This window comes from Streptomyces sp. NPDC029041, from assembly GCF_040637515.1.
In the GTDB taxonomy this organism is placed as follows: Bacteria; Actinomycetota; Actinomycetes; order Streptomycetales; family Streptomycetaceae; genus Streptomyces.
On sequence record NZ_JBEZWO010000007.1, the window covers coordinates 444,323 to 463,511 of the forward strand.

24 protein-coding genes are annotated in these 19,189 nt (G+C 70.9%); 12 read left to right on the plus strand and 12 right to left on the minus strand.

Annotated features, from left to right (window positions below):
- Positions 1-182: 182 nt before the first annotated feature.
- From AB0F04_RS20640 to AB0F04_RS20650, 3 genes are all read left to right on the plus strand, one after another.
- Positions 183-1,448, plus strand: coding sequence for a glycosyltransferase family 4 protein (locus AB0F04_RS20640; RefSeq protein WP_362043400.1), 1,266 nt, complete (start codon positions 183-185; stop codon positions 1,446-1,448).
- Positions 1,445-2,314 (plus strand): transferase, encoded by an 870-nt coding sequence (locus AB0F04_RS20645; RefSeq protein ID WP_362043401.1) that lies wholly within the window; start codon positions 1,445-1,447, stop codon positions 2,312-2,314. The genes AB0F04_RS20640 and AB0F04_RS20645 overlap by 4 nt, the downstream gene beginning before the upstream one ends.
- A gap of 190 nt (positions 2,315-2,504) precedes the next feature.
- Entirely contained in the window at positions 2,505-3,164 is a 660-nt protein-coding gene (locus AB0F04_RS20650; RefSeq protein ID WP_362043402.1) for a YceI family protein, read from the plus strand.
- Positions 3,165-3,179: 15 nt separating this feature from the next.
- Here the strand turns inward: AB0F04_RS20650 and AB0F04_RS20655 are convergent, their stop codons facing one another.
- The 6 genes from AB0F04_RS20655 to AB0F04_RS20680 all read right to left on the minus strand — a co-directional run bounded on the left by AB0F04_RS20655 (position 3,180) and on the right by AB0F04_RS20680 (position 8,268).
- Positions 3,180-3,677, minus strand: a complete 498-nt coding sequence (locus AB0F04_RS20655) for a molybdenum cofactor biosysynthesis protein (protein ID WP_362043403.1) — start codon at positions 3,675-3,677, stop codon at positions 3,180-3,182.
- 107 nt (positions 3,678-3,784) lie between these two features.
- Positions 3,785-4,795, minus strand: a complete 1,011-nt coding sequence (locus tag AB0F04_RS20660) for an MASE1 domain-containing protein (RefSeq protein ID WP_362043404.1) — start codon at positions 4,793-4,795, stop codon at positions 3,785-3,787.
- Positions 4,796-4,846: 51 nt separating this feature from the next.
- On the minus strand, positions 4,847-5,677 hold the full coding sequence (locus AB0F04_RS20665; RefSeq protein ID WP_362043405.1) for a PP2C family protein-serine/threonine phosphatase: 831 nt from the start codon (positions 5,675-5,677) through the stop codon (positions 4,847-4,849).
- Between the two features lie 127 nt (positions 5,678-5,804).
- Positions 5,805-6,608, minus strand: coding sequence for a DUF817 domain-containing protein (locus tag AB0F04_RS20670; protein ID WP_362043406.1), 804 nt, complete (start codon positions 6,606-6,608; stop codon positions 5,805-5,807).
- A gap of 27 nt (positions 6,609-6,635) precedes the next feature.
- Complete coding sequence (locus AB0F04_RS20675) at positions 6,636-7,250, minus strand: hypothetical protein (protein ID WP_362043407.1); 615 nt, start codon at positions 7,248-7,250, stop codon at positions 6,636-6,638.
- A 19-nt stretch (positions 7,251-7,269) separates the two neighbouring features.
- The gene (locus tag AB0F04_RS20680; RefSeq protein ID WP_362043408.1) at positions 7,270-8,268 is read right to left on the minus strand and encodes an inorganic phosphate transporter; all 999 of its coding nucleotides are present in this window, start codon (positions 8,266-8,268) and stop codon (positions 7,270-7,272) included.
- A 138-nt stretch (positions 8,269-8,406) separates the two neighbouring features.
- On the opposite strand from AB0F04_RS20680, the gene AB0F04_RS20685 reads away from it, so the two are divergent.
- Complete coding sequence (locus tag AB0F04_RS20685) at positions 8,407-9,006, plus strand: DUF998 domain-containing protein (protein WP_362043409.1); 600 nt, start codon at positions 8,407-8,409, stop codon at positions 9,004-9,006.
- Positions 9,007-9,097: 91 nt separating this feature from the next.
- Positions 9,098-10,303: a glycoside hydrolase family 64 protein gene (locus AB0F04_RS20690; RefSeq protein WP_362043410.1), complete on the plus strand. Its 1,206-nt coding sequence runs from the start codon at positions 9,098-9,100 to the stop codon at positions 10,301-10,303.
- A gap of 194 nt (positions 10,304-10,497) precedes the next feature.
- Here the strand turns inward: AB0F04_RS20690 and AB0F04_RS20695 are convergent, their stop codons facing one another.
- The gene (locus AB0F04_RS20695) at positions 10,498-10,923 is read right to left on the minus strand and encodes a DUF6003 family protein (RefSeq protein WP_362043411.1); all 426 of its coding nucleotides are present in this window, start codon (positions 10,921-10,923) and stop codon (positions 10,498-10,500) included.
- Between the two features lie 325 nt (positions 10,924-11,248).
- The gene (locus AB0F04_RS20700; RefSeq protein ID WP_362043412.1) at positions 11,249-12,043 is read right to left on the minus strand and encodes a restriction endonuclease; all 795 of its coding nucleotides are present in this window, start codon (positions 12,041-12,043) and stop codon (positions 11,249-11,251) included.
- A gap of 423 nt (positions 12,044-12,466) precedes the next feature.
- Here AB0F04_RS20700 and AB0F04_RS20705 point away from each other — a divergent pair, with 423 nt between their 5' ends.
- Positions 12,467-12,682: a hypothetical protein gene (locus AB0F04_RS20705; RefSeq protein ID WP_362043413.1), complete on the plus strand. Its 216-nt coding sequence runs from the start codon at positions 12,467-12,469 to the stop codon at positions 12,680-12,682.
- 270 nt (positions 12,683-12,952) lie between these two features.
- On the opposite strand, the gene AB0F04_RS20710 is transcribed toward AB0F04_RS20705, so the two are convergent.
- Positions 12,953-13,924: a WYL domain-containing protein gene (locus AB0F04_RS20710; RefSeq protein ID WP_362043414.1), complete on the minus strand. Its 972-nt coding sequence runs from the start codon at positions 13,922-13,924 to the stop codon at positions 12,953-12,955.
- Positions 13,925-14,059: 135 nt separating this feature from the next.
- On the opposite strand from AB0F04_RS20710, the gene AB0F04_RS20715 reads away from it, so the two are divergent.
- Entirely contained in the window at positions 14,060-14,455 is a 396-nt protein-coding gene (locus tag AB0F04_RS20715; protein ID WP_362043415.1) for a RidA family protein, read from the plus strand.
- 74 nt (positions 14,456-14,529) lie between these two features.
- Positions 14,530-15,012 carry a DUF488 domain-containing protein gene (locus AB0F04_RS20720; RefSeq protein WP_362043416.1) on the plus strand — a complete coding sequence of 161 codons (483 nt, stop codon included), beginning with the start codon at positions 14,530-14,532 and terminating at the stop codon, positions 15,010-15,012.
- Between the two features lie 179 nt (positions 15,013-15,191).
- Here AB0F04_RS20720 and AB0F04_RS20725 read toward each other — a convergent pair whose 3' ends face one another.
- A complete protein-coding gene (locus AB0F04_RS20725; RefSeq protein WP_362043417.1) occupies positions 15,192-15,590 on the minus strand; it encodes a nuclear transport factor 2 family protein in 399 nt (132 codons plus the stop codon).
- 103 nt (positions 15,591-15,693) lie between these two features.
- On the opposite strand from AB0F04_RS20725, the gene AB0F04_RS20730 reads away from it, so the two are divergent.
- A complete protein-coding gene (locus tag AB0F04_RS20730; RefSeq protein ID WP_362043418.1) occupies positions 15,694-15,990 on the plus strand; it encodes a hypothetical protein in 297 nt (98 codons plus the stop codon).
- Positions 15,991-16,027: 37 nt separating this feature from the next.
- Here the strand turns inward: AB0F04_RS20730 and AB0F04_RS20735 are convergent, their stop codons facing one another.
- Positions 16,028-16,774 carry a dienelactone hydrolase family protein gene (locus tag AB0F04_RS20735; RefSeq protein WP_362043419.1) on the minus strand — a complete coding sequence of 249 codons (747 nt, stop codon included), beginning with the start codon at positions 16,772-16,774 and terminating at the stop codon, positions 16,028-16,030.
- Between the two features lie 111 nt (positions 16,775-16,885).
- Between AB0F04_RS20735 and AB0F04_RS20740 the strand changes: the two genes are divergently transcribed.
- Positions 16,886-17,368 carry a MarR family transcriptional regulator gene (locus AB0F04_RS20740; protein ID WP_362043420.1) on the plus strand — a complete coding sequence of 161 codons (483 nt, stop codon included), beginning with the start codon at positions 16,886-16,888 and terminating at the stop codon, positions 17,366-17,368.
- 77 nt (positions 17,369-17,445) lie between these two features.
- On the plus strand, positions 17,446-18,213 hold the full coding sequence (locus tag AB0F04_RS20745; RefSeq protein ID WP_362043421.1) for a class I SAM-dependent methyltransferase: 768 nt from the start codon (positions 17,446-17,448) through the stop codon (positions 18,211-18,213).
- Between the two features lie 172 nt (positions 18,214-18,385).
- Here AB0F04_RS20745 and AB0F04_RS20750 read toward each other — a convergent pair whose 3' ends face one another.
- A complete protein-coding gene (locus AB0F04_RS20750; protein ID WP_362043422.1) occupies positions 18,386-18,553 on the minus strand; it encodes a hypothetical protein in 168 nt (55 codons plus the stop codon).
- A gap of 58 nt (positions 18,554-18,611) precedes the next feature.
- Between AB0F04_RS20750 and AB0F04_RS20755 the strand changes: the two genes are divergently transcribed.
- Positions 18,612-19,178 (plus strand): hypothetical protein, encoded by a 567-nt coding sequence (locus AB0F04_RS20755; RefSeq protein WP_362043423.1) that lies wholly within the window; start codon positions 18,612-18,614, stop codon positions 19,176-19,178.
- Positions 19,179-19,189: the final 11 nt, after the last annotated feature.

A 19,189-nucleotide genomic window follows, 5' to 3' on the forward strand; every position in this document is an offset into this window, starting at 1 on the left:
AGAACGCGACGATGCGCGGGCAAACACATCAAGCTATCCACACATCAGGGGCAAACCGATATGGCCCAGACCACTTATGTCCGAGATCATTCCGGAAACGGTGAATCCGGCCCGGCGGCGGGCATGGGCACAGAGTGGTAACGACGAACAACGAACGGGGCGTTGACACGGTCTAGGCCACCATGAAGATCTCTTTCCTGATCCACAACGCCTACGGAATCGGAGGCACGATCACCACCACGTTCAACCTGGCCGGGGCCCTGGCCGAGCGGCACGACGTGGAGATCGTCTCCGCCTTACGGCACCGGGAACGCCCCAACCTCGTTCTGGACCCACGGGTGCGGCTGCGGGCGCTGGTGGATCTGCGCAAGGAGGCGGACGACCCGCTGCACCACAGACCGGCGAAGATCTTCCCGCCCGCCGAGTACCGCCACCACCAGTACAGCGAGCTGACCGACCGGCGTATCGGCGAGTGCCTCGAAGGGCTCGACGCCGACGTCGTCATCGGCACCCGTCCGGGCCTCAACGTGCACGTCGCCCGCCAGGCCCCGCAGCACATCCTGCGCGTCGGTCAGGAGCACCTCACGCTCGACAACCACTCGCCGCGACTGCGCACCGCCCTGCGCCGCGCCTACCGCCGGCTCGACGTGATCACCACGGTCACGGAAGCGGACGCCGCCGCCTACCGGCGCAAGATGTGGCTGCCCGGCGTCCACATCGAGGCCCTCCCCAACAGCGTCCCCGACCCGGGTCTGCCGCCCGCGGACAGCACCGCCAAGGTGGTGATCGCCGCGGGCCGCCTGGTGCCGGTCAAGCGCTACGACCTCCTCATCGAGGCGTTCGCACAGGTCGCCGCGGCGCACCCGGACTGGCAGCTGCGCATCTACGGCAAGGGCGAGGAGCAGGCCGACCTGCGCCGGCTCATCGAGCGGCTCGGATTGTGGAACAACGTGTTCCTGATGGGGGCCGCCACCCCCATGGAGGCCGAGTGGGCCAAGGGGTCGATCGGCGCGGCCGCGTCCAACTTCGAGCCGTTCGGCATGACCATCGTCGAGGCGATGCGCTGCGGGCTGCCCGTCGTCAGCACCGACTGCCCCTACGGCCCCGGCGAGATCATCGAGGACGGCACCGACGGCCGGCTCGTACCGGTCGGAGACCGTGACGCGCTCGCCGCGGCCCTGCTGGAACTCGTCGGCGACGACGAACGGCGTCGCCGTATGAGCCGAGCCGCCCTGGACAACGCGCGCCGCTTCGCCCCCGGCCCCGTCGTCGCCCAGGCCGAACGCCTCCTGGAGGCCGCCGCCCACGCCAAGGGCACGGGCCGCACGGCCGCCCCGCACGACCACCGCACCCACAGCCCCCTGGCCGGCCGCGGCCACGCGGCCCGCGACGCCGCCCACGCCGCAGCCGCCGGGGTACTGCGCTCGATACGGAAGGGACACCGATGAGCACCCCGGAAGACCGGCACGGCAACCCGCACGACGACACGCCGGAGAGCGCGACGACGAGCCCGCGGCCCGACATCGACCCTCGGGCGGACTGCACGATCGACACCGACGGCCGCATCGCCTTCCGGCTGCCGCCCACCGCCGCCGTCCGCCCCCGGCTGCTGCTGCGGCTGCGGCCCAAGAAGGGCCTGCCCGAGACGACCGTCCACGTCCTCGACCTGGAGACCGACAGCACCGACGGCCACCGGCACGCCGTGCTGGAACCCCGGCCGGTCCTCGACGAGGGCCGCTGGGACGTGTACCTGCTGCCGGAAGCCGGTGCCGAGCGCCGACGGCTGCGCCCCGGGCTGCGGGACCTGCGCACCCTCGTCGACGGCCACCTGCGCGACCGCCCCTCGCCGGTCGCGGTCCGGATCCCGTACGCCACCAAGGACGGCTTCCTCGCCCTCAGGGCCTGGCGGCGCACCGCCCACGCGGAGGCCCGCGGCATCGACCTCACGGACCGCACCATGACGATCAGGGCCCGCCTGCACGGTGCGGAGCTCCACGAGGACGCCAGCGTGCGCCTGCGCCTGCGGGGCACCGGCACCGTGCGCACCCTCGTCCCCCGGCTCGACGGTGACGGCAGGGGCCTGTCCTTCACCGCCGGTCCAGGGGACCTGACGGGCGGCAGCGGGGGAGCGACCCGGATCTGGGACGTCTTCGTCCGTCCCACCGCCGAGGCGCGGCCCGTCAGGGTCGGCCGGCTGCTCGACGACGTGGCGGACCGCAAGCACGTGTACGTCTACCCGCCGATCGAGGCGGACGGCCGCACTCTTCGCCCTTACTACACCGTCGACAACGACCTCGCGATAGAAGCGACGTAAGACCGATTCACCGAAATGCCCGAAATGAAAATTCCTGGAGTTTCGGATGGTCGTTTCGGTGGCGCGTCGCGACAGCCGTGTGTGGATTTTGTGCAAAGCGGCGGCAAAAGGGGGAAGGGGCTCGTTCTCAACAGCCGCAAAACGGAAGGGGACTTGCGGCTATAACCAAACTCAAGTACCTAGATGAATCATGAACCTGTTCAGCCGCGTCGTGCCGTCCCGCCGGCAGGCACCGCTTCCCCCACAGCGCCCCACCGGTGCACCGGCATCCTCCACTGCCGTGCTGCCGGACCCTCACCTGGCGAATCTGTCCGGTGAGTGGGTCGTCGACCCCGCTCACAGCAGGATCGGCTTCTCCGTCCGGCACGCGATGGTGACCACCGTGCGCGGTTGTTTCCTGGAGTACGAAAGCCACCTGTACTTCGACGCGTACGACCCCGCACGGTCACGGGCCGACATCACTCTGTTCACCTCCAGTGTCGATACCGGGGTGGAGCAGCGGGATGCGCATCTGGTCGGCCGTGACTTCCTCGACGCCGCGACCTATCCGCGTATGCGCTTCACCAGCACGGCGGTGGAGCAGACGGGTGCCGACCTGTTCAGCATGTCGGGCGAGCTGACCATCAAAGGCGTTTCCCGCCCTGTGGTGCTCGACATGACGTACATCGGGAATGTCACCGACCCCTTCGGCTACGACCGCGTCGGCTTCGACGGCACCACCACGATCAACCGCTCGGACTGGGGCCTGACCTACAACAGCAGGCTGGCCGAGGGCGGCGCGATGGTGAGTGAGAAGGTGCGCCTGCAGCTCGACATCGCCGCCATCCGTACTCCACCGTCGGGCGGCTGACCGCCTCGGGGGGTCTCACGACCCCGCGTCGGCCCCGGTCACGACCTGGAACGTGGCCGGGCCGAGCGTCAGTACCCCGTCGCTCAGCGGTGTGCACCGCACACCGCCGCGGCCACGCAGGGCGCGCTGCGCGCCCGGGCCGATGGTGACGTCCATCCAGGCGCAGGGCCGGGCGGGGCGCTTCACGGCGAACACAACCGGCCCGGTGCCGCAGTCGAGTGAGATCGTCGCACCGACGCAGGAGTCGATGTCGACGCCGCTGAGCAGGATGTTCCGCCGGGTGTGCCGCAGATCGGCGCCGGCCGGGAGGCTCTCGGAGGCCATGATGGTGACCGCGGCGTTGCGGTGGGCGGGCCGGGCGTAGTAGCGGTCGCCGACCAGCCCCAGCTCACGCCTTACCTCCACCCGGGTGACGCGTTCGTCGGCCGGGCCGGGGGAGGGTCCGTCGGCCGGCCGCCCGGCCAGCCGGTGCGCGGACGAGACCAGCAGTTGCAGCACCTCGACCTGGGTCATGACGCCCAGCCTAGGGTCTGTCGTTCGGATCGGATCGGCTGAGAGTGACTGCGCCGTTCGGGTCGGCATGATCCGGACGGCAGGTCCTCGGGGCGGCGGGCGGGCGGTCACTCCCTGGGCCGTTGCCCGAGGCCGCCGTCCTCCACGGGTGCCCGGCCGTCCGCCGTCTCGCCCGCGGTGAGGTGCTCCAGAACCTCGACCAGTTCCTGACAGGCGCGCTCCACGGAACGCCGCGTGTAGATCTGCTCGGTGATCACCGCCGAGAGGATCAGCGCCGTGAGCGCCATCGCCCCGTTGAAGGCCTGCAGTTTCATCATCACCTCGACCCGGCTGAGCCGTTCGAACGGTCCCACCCGGTCGGTCGCCGCCACCGTGGTCATGACCGAGGCGAACAGGGCGCACAGCAGGCTGCCCGCCAGCTGGAACCGCAGGGCGGCCCAGATCAGCAGGGGATAGACGAGGAACAGCAGACTGATCGAGCTGTGGGCGGCCACCGGCACCAGACCACACGCGATGACGGCCAGCCCCACGGCCTCCTTCCAGCGCGACAAGGGCAGGGGGAAGCGCACGCGGGACAGCAGGAGCAGCACCGGGGTGACGATCAGGACGCCCATCGCGTCACCGACCCACCAGGCCAGCCACACCGCCCAGAATCCGGGCCACTCGATCCGGTCGGTGGCGAGCAGGATGCCGGCGCCGGTGGTGGAGCTGATCAGCATGGCGGCGAAGGCACCCAGGAAGACCAGGGCGAGGCCGTCCCGCAGCCGAGCGAGGTCGGTGCGGAAGCCGGCCCGCCGCAGCAGCAGGTACCCGGCCACGGGGGCCGCCGTGTTGCCCGCCAGGACGCAGAGAGCCGAGGGCGTCAGGGAGGTGAGGGACAGGATGACGAAGAAGGCGCCCAGGGCGATCCCCGGCCAGCAGCGCAGTCCGAGGATCAGCAGGCAGGCGACCGCGACACCGGTGGGAGGCCAGATGGGCGTGACGACCGCGCCCTCGACGACCAGTTCCCGCAGCAGTCCCAACTGCGCGGACACGTAGTAGCAGGCGGCGACGGCCAGCGTCCGCAGAGCGACGACGGCCTGCGTACGCAGATCTTGGCTACCCACCACAGCAGCCATGAGACACCGGGGCCGACGCCTCGGCGAGGCGGGAGCGGGCGTCGTGCCGCCCTATGGCTGAGCGTCCGGCCCGTCGAGACCGACCACCAGGACGGCGGCGTCGTCGTCGTGCCCCACACGCTCTGCACCCTTGATCACGGCGGCAGCGAGCGCGTCCACGTCCATGCCCGCCACGGCCGCGATGCCCGCGAGTCGCGTCACCTGGTCGAGGCCTTCGTCCAGCCGCATGGACGGCCCCTCCACGACACCGTCCGTGAGCAGGACGAACACGCCGCCCGTGGTGAGCTGGTACCGGGTCACCGGGTAGCGTGTCCCGGCTTGCACCCCGAGGGGCGGCCCGCCCTCGTCCTCGGTGAGGCCGGACTTGCCGTCCGCCGTGGCCCAGACGCAGGGCAGATGTCCGGCCCGGGCGCTCTCCAGCACCCCGGCACACGGGTCGAGCCGCATGAACGTGCAGGTGGCGAAGAGGTCGGAGCCCAGGGACAGCAGCAGGTCGTTGGTGCGGGCCAGTACCTCACCCGGATCGCCGGTGACCGATGCCAGTGCCCGCAGCCCGGCCCGCACCTGCCCCATGAAGGCCGCGGCCTCGATGTTGTGGCCCTGTACGTCCCCGATGGACAGACCGATCCGGCCGTCGCCCAGAGTGAAGGCGTCGTACCAGTCGCCCCCCACGTTGAGGCCCCGGTAGGCAGGCGCGTACCGCACGGCCAGGTGCAGTCGGCGGGCCAGGGGCAGGTCCCGCGGCAGCATGCCGCGCTGCAGGGCGATCGCCAGCTCGACGCGGGACCTCTGCATCTCGGCCTGCGCACGCGCCTGGGCCGTCAGGGCCCCGAGCCTGGTCAGCAGCTCGTCGCCGTCGTCCGTCGTGCCGGTGCGGGACATGGTTCACTCCGGCGAGGATGGCCACGGTAGGTGACGACCCGCGAAGGCAAATCACCCGAATTACGTCCATAGGATGATACTCAGGCGAACGCTTCCGCGACGACTTCGTGCCTCCCGGCAGCAGCCCTCAGCTCCCTTCCGGCGAAGCTCCGAAATCCGTACGCCGCCCGACCGCCGCCAGCACGAACGTCACGCTGATCAGCAACGCCCAGGCCCCGATCTTCTGCACCCCCACCGGCTGCCATGCGTGCTCCTGATACGGGTACCGCCATGCGCCGGCCAGGGTCGCGAGATTCTCCGCCACCCACAGGAAGAACCCGATCAGCCCGAACGACAGCGCCAGCGGCATCCGCAGACGCACCCCGCGTACCGTGAACCGCACCGACGTCCCCAGCGTCACGGCCACGAGCAGTCCGGCCAGCACCCAGCGCACGTCGGGCAGCCAGTGATGGGTGAAGAAGTTGACGTAGACGGCCGTTGCGACCACGGCGGTCGCACGCGGCCGGTAGCGCACGAGCCCCAGATCGAACAGACGCCAGGCCCGGCAGACGTAGCTGCCCACCGCCGCGTACAGGAACCCGCCGTACAGCGGGACCCCGGCGAACTTCAGCACGGCCGGTTCCGGGTAGCTCCACGAGCCGAGCGACACCTTCACCAGTTCGAAGGCGAGTCCGATGACATGACAGACCGTGATGACGACGACGTCCCGCCCGCTCTCCCAGCCGCGCGCCCAGAACAGCATCGTGAGCAGCACCCCGTAGACGACCAGCACGTCGTAACGCGCCACCGGCAGATCGGGCAGCAGCGCGGACACGGCCACGCCGGACAGCAGCGCGAAGGCGAAGGCGCAGGCACGCGTCTGGATCCAGGCGAAGGCGAGCAGCCGGCGAACCGGTGTGGCCGAGGGACCGGTGATGTCGGCGGGGATCATGGTGCCCTGTAGGACGGCCCCTCGTGCCTAACGGTTGCAGGGAACCTCGCCGCGCGGGGATCCGTCGTCCGCATACTTCCGCGCCTGCGCCACGGCCTGCCGCAACAGCCCGGCCAGCCGCTGCTCGGCGTCCGGGGCGGTGCACAGCACCCGGAGCGCGTGTTCCAGGTGCCGGCGCCCAGGCCCGCGCCACCACAGCAGATCGGCGATCCGGGCCGCCGCACTGTCCGCCGGCGCGCGGGCGGTCCCCTCCGCCCTCCGGCGGCACGCGCGGCCGTACCGCGCCAGAGGCCGCGACGAGGGGCGCACCAGGCGCGCCGCGTCCACGACCGTGCCGACCAGCAGCGGTGTGTAGGCGCGGCCCGGGGGGCGGGCGTCCGCGAGGTCGGCGGCCAGCGGCCACAGGGCCTGCCGGGTGCCGTCACCGACCCTGTCGTTGACCACCCGGGCCAGCGCCGCGAGCGCCGGATGCGTCCCTGTCGGGCTGTCGGTGAAACGGCCGGAGGCCAGCAGGGCCGCGGCCTCCATCAGACAGGCACCGTCGGCCGGGTGCAGATGGGCGAAGCGCCCGGGCAGCGGAAGGCCGTCCGGGGTCCCGGAGGGGGACTCCGCGGACCATGGGCGGCCGGGGAGAGCGGTCATGGACGGCCTCCGGCTGTGATCACAGATCGCTGACGGCGTGCAGGAGCAGGTAGAGCGCCGCTGCCGGGATCCCGGCGCCGGGAAAGGTGAGGATCCAGGCGGTACCGATCGAACGGGCCACCTGCCAGCGTACGGCCGAGAAGCGCCGGGTGGCACCGGCACCGAGGATGGCGGCGGTGATCGTCTGGGTGGTGGAGATCGGCGCCTTCACCAGAAACGCGGTCGTGTAGAGGACGGCCGCGGCAGCGGTCTCGGCGGCGAACCCGCGCGGCGGGTCGAGGTGCACGATCCGCCGCCCGAGGGTGGTGATGATGCGCCGCCCTCCGGCGTACGTGCCGGCCGCCATGGCGAGCGCCACGGCGGCGATCACCCACACCGGCACCGAGAAGTCGTCCTGCCACCCGGCCGTGACCAGCGCGAGCACGATGACCCCCATGGTCTTCTGCGCGTCCTGCAACCCGTGGCCGAGACCCATGGCGGCGGCTGATACGGTCTGCGCCGCACGGAAGCGCCGCATGGTGCGCCGGGGGGCCGAACGCCGGAAGACCCACAGGATGCCCGTGTGCAGGAGGTATCCCAGCACCACGCCCACCAGCGGGGACAGCAGCATCGGCAGGACGACCTTGTCCAGGATGCCCGACCAGTGCACCGTGGCCGACGCGGCGAGCGCGGCACCGACCAGCCCGCCGATCAGGGCGTGCGAGGACGAGGTGGGCAGACCGCGCCACCAGGTGAAGACGTTCCACCCGATGGCGCCCAGGAGCGCGCACAGGACGAGCAGCAGCCCGGAGGTCGCCTCGGGCGCCCCGATGATGCCGCTGCCGACGGTCTGGGCGACTCCCGTACCCAGGAAGGCGCCGCAGAAGTTCATCACCGCGGCCATGGCGAGTGCCACGCGAGGCGTCAGGGCCCTGGTGGAGATGGAGGTGGCGATCGCGTTCGCGGCGTCGTGGAAGCCGTTGGTGAAGTCGAAGGTCAGACCCACGATGATGATCAGTACCACGAGAGTGAGCTCCATGCCCGATCACCTTCCGACGCCCGGTCGCACGGTTCCATCGTGCGCTTCCGGGGCGGAGCGGGCCGTGCGACTACGCCACGTGAGGCGGCCCGGGGGACGGAACCCGGAGGACATGACGCCCGCCTTTACGGTGTCATGATGCGATCTGTACCTACATGGGCGCTGGTGTCGTCGGGGTGCGCCCCGGTCTTCCTCGTCATGGGCTGGCTGATGGCGGCATCTCTCCAAGGGGCCCCCTACGACCCGGCCGCCCAGACGATCAGCGTCCTGGCGGCTCCCGGGAACTCGGGGTCCTGGGTGATGACGGCGGCGTTCATCGCCCTCGGGTTCTGCCATCTGCTGACGGCCTGGGGACTGCGCCCGGCCGCGACGGCGGGGCGGACGGCCCTGGCGGCCGGAGGCGTGTCGGCGCTGGCAGTGGCCGTGTTCCCGGCGCCGAGCAGCGGCGGTTCACTGGGCCACGGTTCGGTCGCCGCCGTGGGCTTCGCCGTCCTGGCGGCATGGCCTGTGCTGGCCGCCCGGGCGGGCACCGCCGTCCCGTGGGCGCTGCGCCCCTTTCCCTCCCTGGGGGCGACCGCCGTCATGGCGGCCGGCGCGGCGTGGTTCCTGATCGAGCTGCATCTCCATGGCGCGGCCGGCGTGGCCGAGCGCGCCGTGACGACCCTTCAGTCGGTCTGGCCCTTCGTGGTCGTCGTCTCCTGCCTGCGCGGACCCCTGGGCGACGGACGTCCGAGCTGACCGGGGTCTCCCGATGTGTTGACAGGTACGTACCAAAGCGCAACGCTGAGAGCGCTCTCAGAATCGGTCGAATGTCGAACGGAGGCAGAGCGTGTTGCGAACTCTCAGGCGCCGGGCCACGGCCGCGGGGCTGTCCCTGGCCACGGTCCTCGCCGGCTCCCTGCTGGCGACCGGAACGGGTGCGCCGGCCCATGCCGCCGTCCCGGCGACGATCCCTCTGAAGATCACCAACAACTCGGCACGCGGCGAACAGCTCTACATCTACAACCTCGGCACGGAACTCTCGACCGGACGCCAGGGCTGGGCCGACGCGGGCGGCACCTTCCACCCCTGGCCGGCCGGCGGCAACCCGCCGGCCCCCGCCCCCGACGCCTCGATCCCGGGCCCGGCGGCAGGGCAGTCGACCACGATCCGCATGCCCAAGTTCTCCGGCCGCGTGTACTTCTCCTACGGCCGGAAACTGGTCTTCAAGCTCACCACCGGAGGCCTGGTCCAGCCCGCCGTGCAGAATCCGGCCGACCCCAACCGGGACATCTTGTTCAACTGGTCGGAGTACACGCTGAACGACTCGGGTCTGTGGATCAACAGCACCCAGGTCGACATGTTCTCCGCGCCCTACGCGGTGGGGGTGCAGCGAGCCGACGGCAGCACCGCGAGCACCGGACGGCTCAAGGCCGGTGGGTACCACGGCTTCTTCAATGCCCTCAGGGGGCAGCCAGGGGGCTGGGCCAACCTGATCCAGACCCGTCCGGACGGCACCGTACTGCGCGCTCTGTCGCCGCTGTACGGCCTGGAGACCGGCGCGCTGCCGGCCACCGTCATGGACGACTACATCAACCGCGTCTGGCGGAAGTACGCCACCTCGACCCTGACGGTCACCCCGTTCGCCGACCGGCCCGGCACCAGGTACTACGGCCGGGTCTCCGGTGGCGTCATGAACTTCACCGACAGCGCCGGCGCGGTCGTCACCAGCTTCCAGAAGCCGGACGCCTCGTCCGTCTTCGGTTGCCACGGACGGCTCGACGCCCCGAACGACCAGGTGCGCGGCCCGATCTCACGCACCCTGTGCGCCGGGTTCAACCGCTCCACCCTGCTGGTCAATCCCCACCAGCCCGATGCCGGCGCCGCCGACTTCTACCAGGACGACGTCACCAACCACTACGCGCGCAAGATCCACGCCCAGATGGCGGACGGAAAGGCCTATGCCTTCGCCTTCGACGACGTCGGCCACCACGAATCACTCGTCCATGACGGAAACCCCCGCCAGGCCTATCTCACGCTCGAACCACTCAACTGACCTGATGGTGCGTGATGCTGGTGCCGCGAGGAGAGCGCGGCACCAGCGGCTTCTCAGGATGCCTTCTCAGCCGCCGACCCGGTCCGCCCGGGCGCGGGGCTGGCTGCTCGGGGACACGCTGATCGGCCCCGCCGGACGGGTCTCGCCGGCGGGGCCGATCAGGGGCGGGGGCGGGTGGGTTACCCGCGGGGTCGTCACCGGCTCGCGGCGGCTGTCACGGTCGCGGGGTCCACCCCGGTCAACTCGACGATGCGGTGCGGTGCCACACCGGCTGCGAGTGCCTTGCCGATCAGGCCGTCCCGCCCGTCGGCGCAGTCACGGTAGGCGAGCAGCTCCTGCTCGACCCCGGCCAGCGGCTCCGGGACCATCTGGTGGCGCAGAAGGTTCAGCTCCTCCTCGCTCAGGGGGACGGGCAGCCGTTCCGCTCCCTCGGGCACGGCCGCCGTCTCCTCCGGCGGCAGCAGGCGCAGGTGGGGCGAGGTGGGCGTGGTTCCCTGGGCATCGAGCCAGGCGCGGACGGCGGGCGTTTCCATGCAGGCGAGTTCACCGACGGCGGCCGGCGACACACCGAGCTGCGCGGACGCGTCGTCAATCAGGAACAGGTAGGCGTCGTCGGTCATCCTCGGCTCCTTCTCCACACGGTGTTGAACGACATCCCATTACCCCGCCGCGTCCGCTTTACCGCCGGATGGCCAGGCACTCGATCGAGTGAGGCGGCACGGCTCGGGTCCCGGTGAGGTGGAGTCCAACGACGAGGCGACGGTCACCGCTCCCTGCTCGCCACCGTCAGGAGCCTGCTGCCACGGCAGGCCCTCACGCGCCGTCGGCCGGCGCCCGAGGTGGTCCGCCAACGGCTCGCCGGACGATGCGCCGTCAGCCGGCCGCCGGTCGGGCCCCGTCAGCCGCCGGACGATGCGCCGTCAGCCGGCCGCCGGTCGGCGCCCGTCAGATCCCGGCTCCGGCAGCCTCCCGGCCCGCCTCGCCGCCGGCCACGGTGGCGTCCCACGGGCGCGGGCCGGTGCCGTCCGTCCAGGCCTCCAAGGCCTCCCGGTTCACGCACACGATCCCGCACTGCTCGGCGTACTCCACCGCCGGCGCCGTGAAGTCGCTCGTGCAGACCAGTACGGCGACGTCGGCCTCGTGCACGGTGAAGCAGGTGCCGCCGAAGCGCTGCAGGTCCTGGGACCCGACCCGATGCGACTCGCCGTACTGCTTGCACTGGATGACGACGCGGCGCCCGTCGGGTGTCACGGCCAGGACGTCGGCGCCCAAGTCACCGGCACCGCCGACGACTTCCGCCTCGGTGCAGCCGTCGCGTTCGCAGAGTCCGGCGATCGCCTCCTCGAACCCTTCCGGCGTCAGCGCGTCGTAGTCGACGGCCAGGGTGTCGGCTTCGGCGTCGGTGGGAGCGGGGGTGGGCATCCGCGGGGTGGGGACCGCCGGAGCTTCCAGCACCTCGGCCGCTTCCCTGGCCGCCTCGTCGAGCGCCGCCGCGGCCCGGCGTGCCGCGCCGGCCAGGCGCCAGCGGCGCCGCAGGCCGAGGCAGCACGCGACAGCTATCGCGAGGAGCACGAACATCCAGGCGGGACGCCTTTCGACGGCGCCCGCCGCCACCCGAACGGCGAGTCCGAGGACGCTCACGAGCACGGCGAGGAACACGAAGAACAGAGCCGTCGACCGAAGATCGAACCCATAGCGGCGCCTGTTCGCAAACGGCGTACGACGCACAGGCGTTGTCACGACATCCCCCCTCATCAGAGTCCCCTCATGGGACCGACAGCAAGATCACCCCCACCGTCTTCCCAAGATCACCTCCTTCATGAGGGCATGGGCGGAGCAGCAGGATGCCGGAGACAGCACGAACCGGTCCCGACAGCCGGGAGATAGGGTGGCCCGCATGGGCAACGCACGTTCGACCGGTCCGACGGGCTTCAGGTAGCCCGCCAGGAGACGCCTGGCGGTTGCTGCGATCGGAGCCCCGTGACCCGTACCGCCCACCATCTGCCTTCTTCGCTCGGCCGAAGTGCACGCAGTGCACACGACCGCCCGCCAGGAGCCCCTTGGCGTTCAGTGGTTCTCTACGGTCTCAGGTACAGCGCACGCAGCTTCACCGATGCGGCGCGAGAGTCCCGCAGGCCGCAACCTCGCCTGGTCCGCCGCACCGTGGAGGTCCACTCGTTCGCTCGGCGCCGACGCGACCGCTCCATCGCCGAGTGGTCCGCACGCGAGGAACGCCGGGCACGGCAGCGGCTGCGGTCCCGACTGGCGACTCTGAAGGGGCTGGTGCACGACGGCGTCGACGCACTCGCCCTCGAAGCCGCGGACGCGGTGGACATCCCGCCGACGCGTCATCGGCGCAGCTCGCTCTGGCACGCATAGCCGTAGCCCCACGGCGACCACGGCGGCAACCGCTGCCGGGCCGGGGCCCTCGACGCCGCCAGGGCCGACAGCGCCTTCCGGTCGACGGTTCACGCCACGCTGCGCGGATGGAGCACGCCCACGGTGTTCGGCCGCCTTCGCGGAGAGGAACAGGGGCCCTGACCCTGCGGTCGCGGGCGCGCTCGCTGGTTCATCAGGCGGAATGCCGGAGAGCGCGCAAGCGGCTTGGGGCCATGGAGCGGGCCGGAGCCGGCAACCACCGGTCAACTGTCAGGAGGGGGCCGCGTAGTGGGCCGACATCGCGGCGGCCCGGTCGCGCAGGGACGTGCGTAACACCGCCGGGGCCAGGGCTTCCGCGTCCGTGCCGAGCTGCCACAGCGCCCACTCGGCGTGTCGTAGATCCTCGAACGTCACCTCCAGCCGCAGCCGGCCGTCGGCATCGCGTTCTGCGGTGCGGACGGCTACCGCACTGCTCAGCAGTTCCTCGCGCCGCTCCGGGACCACCCGTACCCGTACGGCGATGTGATCAGTGGACAGAAACCGCGCGCAGCGTTCCCGCCAGACCCGGTCGAGGTCGACATCACCTGGTCGCTGTGCCGGTTCGGGCAGTTCTTCGGCGGCCAGGACCCTCGACAACCGGTAGGTGCGGTCCGCGCCGGATCTCGTGGCCAGCAGATAACCCCGGCCGCGTACGGTGACCAGGCCGATCGGATCCACCGTGCGCCACTGCGGCGTCCGGTCCGCGGCCGCGTAGCGGATGCGCAGTTTGTGTCCGGCGAGCACCGCGCGCCGGATCTCGGTCATCGTCCTGCCCGGCACGTCCTCCGTCACCGGCCGACGTGAGAGCAGGTCGGTCTCCGGTTCGACGAGAAGGCGCCTGGCCGCGTCGTGCGCGGTGGCGCGATGACTCTCAGGCAGCGCGTCAGCAATTTTGCGCAGCGCCGAAGCGAGCGCCGGGCCGAGGCCGAAGGCCCGCTCCCCGCGCCCCGATCCGGCGGTCAGCAGAGCAAGGGTCTCGTCGTGGTTCAGCCCGGTGAGCTCGGTCCGGAAACCGGGCAGCAGGGCGAACCCGCCGCGCCGTCCGCGTTCGGCGTAGACCGGGACACCGGCCGCGGACAACGCCTCGATGTCGCGCAGCACGGTACGGGTGGAGACCTCCAGCTCGCGGGCCAGCGCCCCGGCGGTCAACCGACCGCGCTGACGCAGCAGCAGCACCAGCGATACAAGCCGATCAGCGCGCATGCGAGAACCGTATCGAATACATGACAGAGGGTGTCGTGATGGGTCGGCAGACTCATCGGCACAGGATCGGGGAGGGCGGCAGCCACCTCGATGGACGTACCTGACCCCGGTGAGTCGAACGGAGCTGATGTGGCAGTGGAACGAACAGCGGTCAACCCGGTGACGTGGTCGATGGCGATGGGGTTCAACCAGGGCGAGATCGTCTCGGGTCACACCCGGACCCTCTACTGCTCCGGACAGACCGCCATGGGCGGCGACGGCAAGCCCCGCCATGACGGTGACATGGCCGCACAGCTGGCACTGAGCCTCGACAACGTGGAGGCCGTACTCGGCGAGGCCGGCATGTCCCTCGCGAACCTCGTCCGGCTCAACGTCTACACCACCGACGTCGATCTGCTGCTCCCCAACTACGGCGTACTGGCGTCGCGGCTGGGCGCCGCCGGAGTGGCACCGACCACCACACTCCTCGGAGTGACACGGTTGGCCGTCCCCGGCCAGATGGTCGAACTCGAGGGGACCGCGGTCGCGTGACGCGACCTCGCCGACTCTGCTCGTGCCGGGCGACCGGCACGAGCAGCAGGCAGATGGATGAGGGGTGATGTCCGATGCTCGCGATGGTGACCATCGGCGTCTACGGCTTCGACGGCGAGTCCTTCCTGCAACGGCTGCGGCATGCCGACGTCCGCCTTCTGCTCGACGTCCGTCAGCGCCGGGGTGTGCGCGGACCCCAGTACACCTGGGCGAACTCACTCCGGCTGCAGGCGGCCCTCGCCCATGCCCGGATCACCTACGAGCACCACCCCGAGCTCGCCCCGACCACCGAACTGCGTCGGCTCCAGTACGCCGAGGACGACCGCCGAGGGGTCGGCAAGCGCTCGCGCCACGAGCTCGCCGCCGAGTACACCCGCCGCTACACCACCGAGATCCTCGACCGCGCCGATCTCAGCCGGATCGTGTCGGCGCTGCCGGTCAGCGGAACAGCGGCGCTCTTCTGTGTCGAAAGCGACCCGGAGGCATGCCACCGCTCGTTGATCGCCCAGCGGCTGGCCGAGAGGCACGGCGTCACGGTCGAGCACCTGCGCCCGTGACGGGAGCGGGCTCCATCCCCGCACGGTCGCTACTCGTCCTCGGCCCGCGATCGGTGATCTGCCTGAGCAGGGTGAGCGCTTCCCGCAACTGCTTCGTCCGCCGCTTGCCGAGGCCCGCGGTCTGCTCGGTGATGTTCGCCTACGCGCGGCGCGGTGTGTGGAAGCCTCTGCGAGCATGCTCAGCGGGTCACGGTGTCAGCGTGACGGTGGGCCACCCTCCACTGGCCGTCCTCACGCCGGTACACCTGGGTGGCCCGCAGCGTGTAGGTGCGTGGCTCTCCGTCCACGGAGGCGGAGGTGTGCTCGAGGCCGGCCGTGTAGGCCATGTCCCCTGAGACGTCGTAGGCCCGCACCTCGAACACGTACGCCGTGCAGTCGGAAAAGCTCCTCCCCAGGGTCGTGAAGAGTCTGTCCAGCTCCTTCTGCCCATGGGCGTTGCGCCATGCCCCCAGGACACTCACGGGCTCGTGGCGCGACCAGAGCGCGCGGCGGGGAGCCGGATCGCCGTTGTGCAGCGCAAGCTCCGCCTCGTACAGGGCGGTATCGACCCACTCCAGGAATGCGTCACGATCGGTCATACGCCCATCATGGGCCCGGCGGACGAGATGCCCCCGCATTCGACCGGTGGCACGTGGTGGCTGCACGATCCGCGTTGTCAGAGGCGGCTGAGAGGCTGAACGGATGAACGGCGACGAGCAACTGCTGCGCGGCCGGGTCTACGGCCACGACCACGACGACCCCGATCCGGGCCCGCGTTCCGGGCGGACCTATGCCCAGCTCATCGGAGGGCCGCTGGACGGGCTGCTGCTGGACGTCACGGGCTGGACGCAGGAGGAGATCGGTGCGGGAGCCGCCCTGCCCACCGAACTCGGGCAGTTCCCCGGCGGCCGCGCGCTGTACGACCCCGGCCCGGGCACGCCGTGCGCACCGGGCCCCGGAGTGACGTGCCGCTTCCATCACCGGGGGGACGCTCCCTGACCGCTCCCGCCCACGGCAGGCCGGCGCGCCGCAGGCGTCAGCTCCTGGCCAGGCTGCGGTCCAGGAGAGGGAGCAGACGGTCCCAGTGGCGCTGCAACGCGGAAGGGTCGAAGGCGTCGGTGTCCGACATGGTGAAACCGTGCACCGTGCCGGGATAGATCTCGGAGGTGTAGTCGAGACCTGCCGTGTCCAGCGCCTGGTTGAGCTCGCCGAGAGCCTCGGTTGTCAGGTCGGATTCGGCGTGGCCGAGGTGGACCTCTGCGGTGATCGGGGACAGCAGGCGATGCAGGCCGTCAGGCCCCCCACCCCCCACGGGGCCGTGAAAACCGGCGACGGCGGCCACCCGGCCCGGGTGCGCCGCGGCGGTGCGCATCGCCAGGAGGCCCCCGAAGCAGTACCCGGTCACCGCCACCGGCCCCGTGGCCACCTCGGGCCGACTGGTGAGGAACCTGAGGTAGGCGTCGGCGTCGCTCAGCACGCGTTCGTCGGTGTGGGTCTCGATCAGCGGCATCAGCCGGGCGATGAGCGCGGGCCGGACCTCTTCTCCGATGTGACCGGGCAGCTCGATCACCGGCGCCGGTCCGTGCCGGTGGAAGACGTTCGGGACGAGGACGTAGTACCCGTGCCCGGCGAGTTCGCGGGCCATCTCCCGCAGCACCGGCCGGATGCCGAATCCGTCCATGTACATCAGCACCCCCGGGTGCCGCCCGCCCTGGCCGGGGAAAGCGGCGAAGGCGTCGGCCGGGCCGTCAGCGGTGGGGATCCGGAGTGGCTGGATGGGCAAGATCTGCCTTTCTTCGTCGTCTCGCTCGGTCGGCTCAGTCGCTCCGACGCTTCAGGCCGGAGTGTGAACCTATATCGTTAGTCCCACTAACACAACGATAGGGTCGGCCGCATGATCACAGGCGAGGCAGCGGGCGAACCCGGCGACGGCGCGCGGAAGACGCCCGACAGGCTGCGTCGGCGGGCGAGCCGGCTGCTGTCCCGGCTGACCGTGCGGTCGGACCGGCTGATCACCGACGGGCTGGCCCGGGCCGACGCCCGCAAGTGGCACTACGCCGTGCTCGCCTCACTGCAGGAGTACGGGCCGGCCAGCCAGGCGGAGCTGAGCGTGCGCTCCGGCATCTACCGCAGCGACATGGTGGGCGTGCTGAACGAACTGGCCGGGCGGGACCTCGTCGAGCGGTCGCCGGACCCCGGCGACCGGCGCCGCAACGTCATCACGATCTCCCCGCACGGAAGCCGCCACCTGCGGCGGCTCGACAAGGTCCTGGACGACGTGCACGACGAACTCCTCGCTCCATTGAGTCCGGCCGAACGCGAGCACTTCGTGGAGCTGCTCACCCGCCTGCTGGACCACCACACCCGACCCTCCTGAGGCCTGGCACATCGGCCTTCGTCCAGGCTGTGCAAAAAGCCGCCACCGGCGGTGCGGCTCGTGTCAGGATGCTCGGCATGCCTGATCGCGCGTTGAGCTTCGGAGCGGTGGCGGAGGCATACGAACGGTTCAGGCCGGAATATCCCGTCGAGCTGTCCGACCTGGTGACGGCGTATGCGGGCCGTCCGCTCCGGACCGCACTCGAGATCGGCGCCGGGACCGGCAAAGCGACCCGGCTCTTCGCTCGGCGGGGACTCAGGGTCACCGCGACGGAGCCCGACGGGGCGATGCTCGCCCAGCTGCGCAAGCACGTGCCGGCGACCGTCGGGACGTTGCGGGCCGCGCTCGAGGAGCTTCGACCGGGTGAGCGGTACGGGCTGGTCTACGCGGCCGCCGCGCTGCACTGGACGAACCCGGAGGGCCGGTGGTCACGCATCGCCGCACTACTGGAGCCGGGTGGGGTGTTCGCCTCGTTCGGCGGCCCGTTCCGGCCGGCCGACCCGGCAGTGCAGGAAGCCGTACGCGCGGCGAGAGCACCGTTCTTGGAGAGCGACGAGGTACCGTCGCCCGACGGGACCCCTCCGGACCATCGGATGCAGTGGCCGGGTACCGAGCTGCAGCGGTCCCAGTGGTTCACCGACACCCAGCAGTCCACGATCGAACGGCGCTTGACGATGAGCGCGCGCGACTACATCGGGCACCTCTCCACCGTCTCCGCCTATCTCGTCCTGCCGACGGCGGAGCGCGAAGAGGTCCTCAGCGGGATCATGCGGGTTATTCCGCACCGGATCGAGATGATCGCCGACCTCACCGTCCACCTCGCGCGTCGACGCTACGAGGACTGATCACCGACCGCAGGTCCTCGGGGACTCCGGGGCATTCACGGACTGCTGCTCTGCGCTCTTCGCCGGTCGCCCGGTCGGAGTCCCTCAGCAGGCAGCCATGTCTCGCCACCAGCGACCTGGTGTCCGCCGTCGCAGCAGAGGTCTCGAGCCACTGGGACGACTTCCCGCGTCATCACCGCCGTCTGACGCCGCGCACCATCCGCGCCGCCGTCACCGGCCGGCTCCGCGTCGAGCCTCCCCGGAGCTGCTGGGCCGGCTCCTGAAGGACGTGCGCGACCGCGCCGACGACGCTCGTCTCGATGAGCCGTACGTCCTCGCACATCGCCGGGCGAGAACTCACCCCGGCAGGCAGAATCACGTCAGCACATGCGCGGTGAACTCGGACGAGCGTGGGAGGCATGCTGGTGTGCAAGCTGGATTACCAGGCCGCGGCGGTGAGCGCGACAGCGGCTCTGACGGCGGCCCACCCGCATCTGACGCACGAGGCCGCACCGCATCCGGCACTGGACGGGTGCGGGGACGTGGAATGGTTGTCCCTTACCGGCTGCCCGGTCGACGTCCCGGTCGTTCTGCGCGGGCTGCTCGATCCTGATGCGGCCGAGATGGCCGAACGAGCCCTGGACTGGCTCGTGATGTCAGGACCGATGTCCATCAGTGCCACGATGCCGGCGGTCGTCCCGTACCTGCTGCGCCTCGCCGCTGATCCGTCGACTCCGCGCCGCGACGAGCTGTTCGGACTGCTTCTCGTGGCCGCAGCCCTGTCCGCCCCGACCGATCCGGACAACCCGAGGGACCTGGCGGTCAACGGACCCGAGGAGGACCACCCCGAACGGGCCCTGTGCCGTGCGGCATTCGTAACCGACGCGGCATGGGTGCGGCGTCTCCTGGCCGACGACGAGCTGCTGGACGGCCTCCAGCTGGGCGAGGACGAACGCGTCTTGCTGATCCAGGCTGCTGGACTGTGATGCGCAGACCT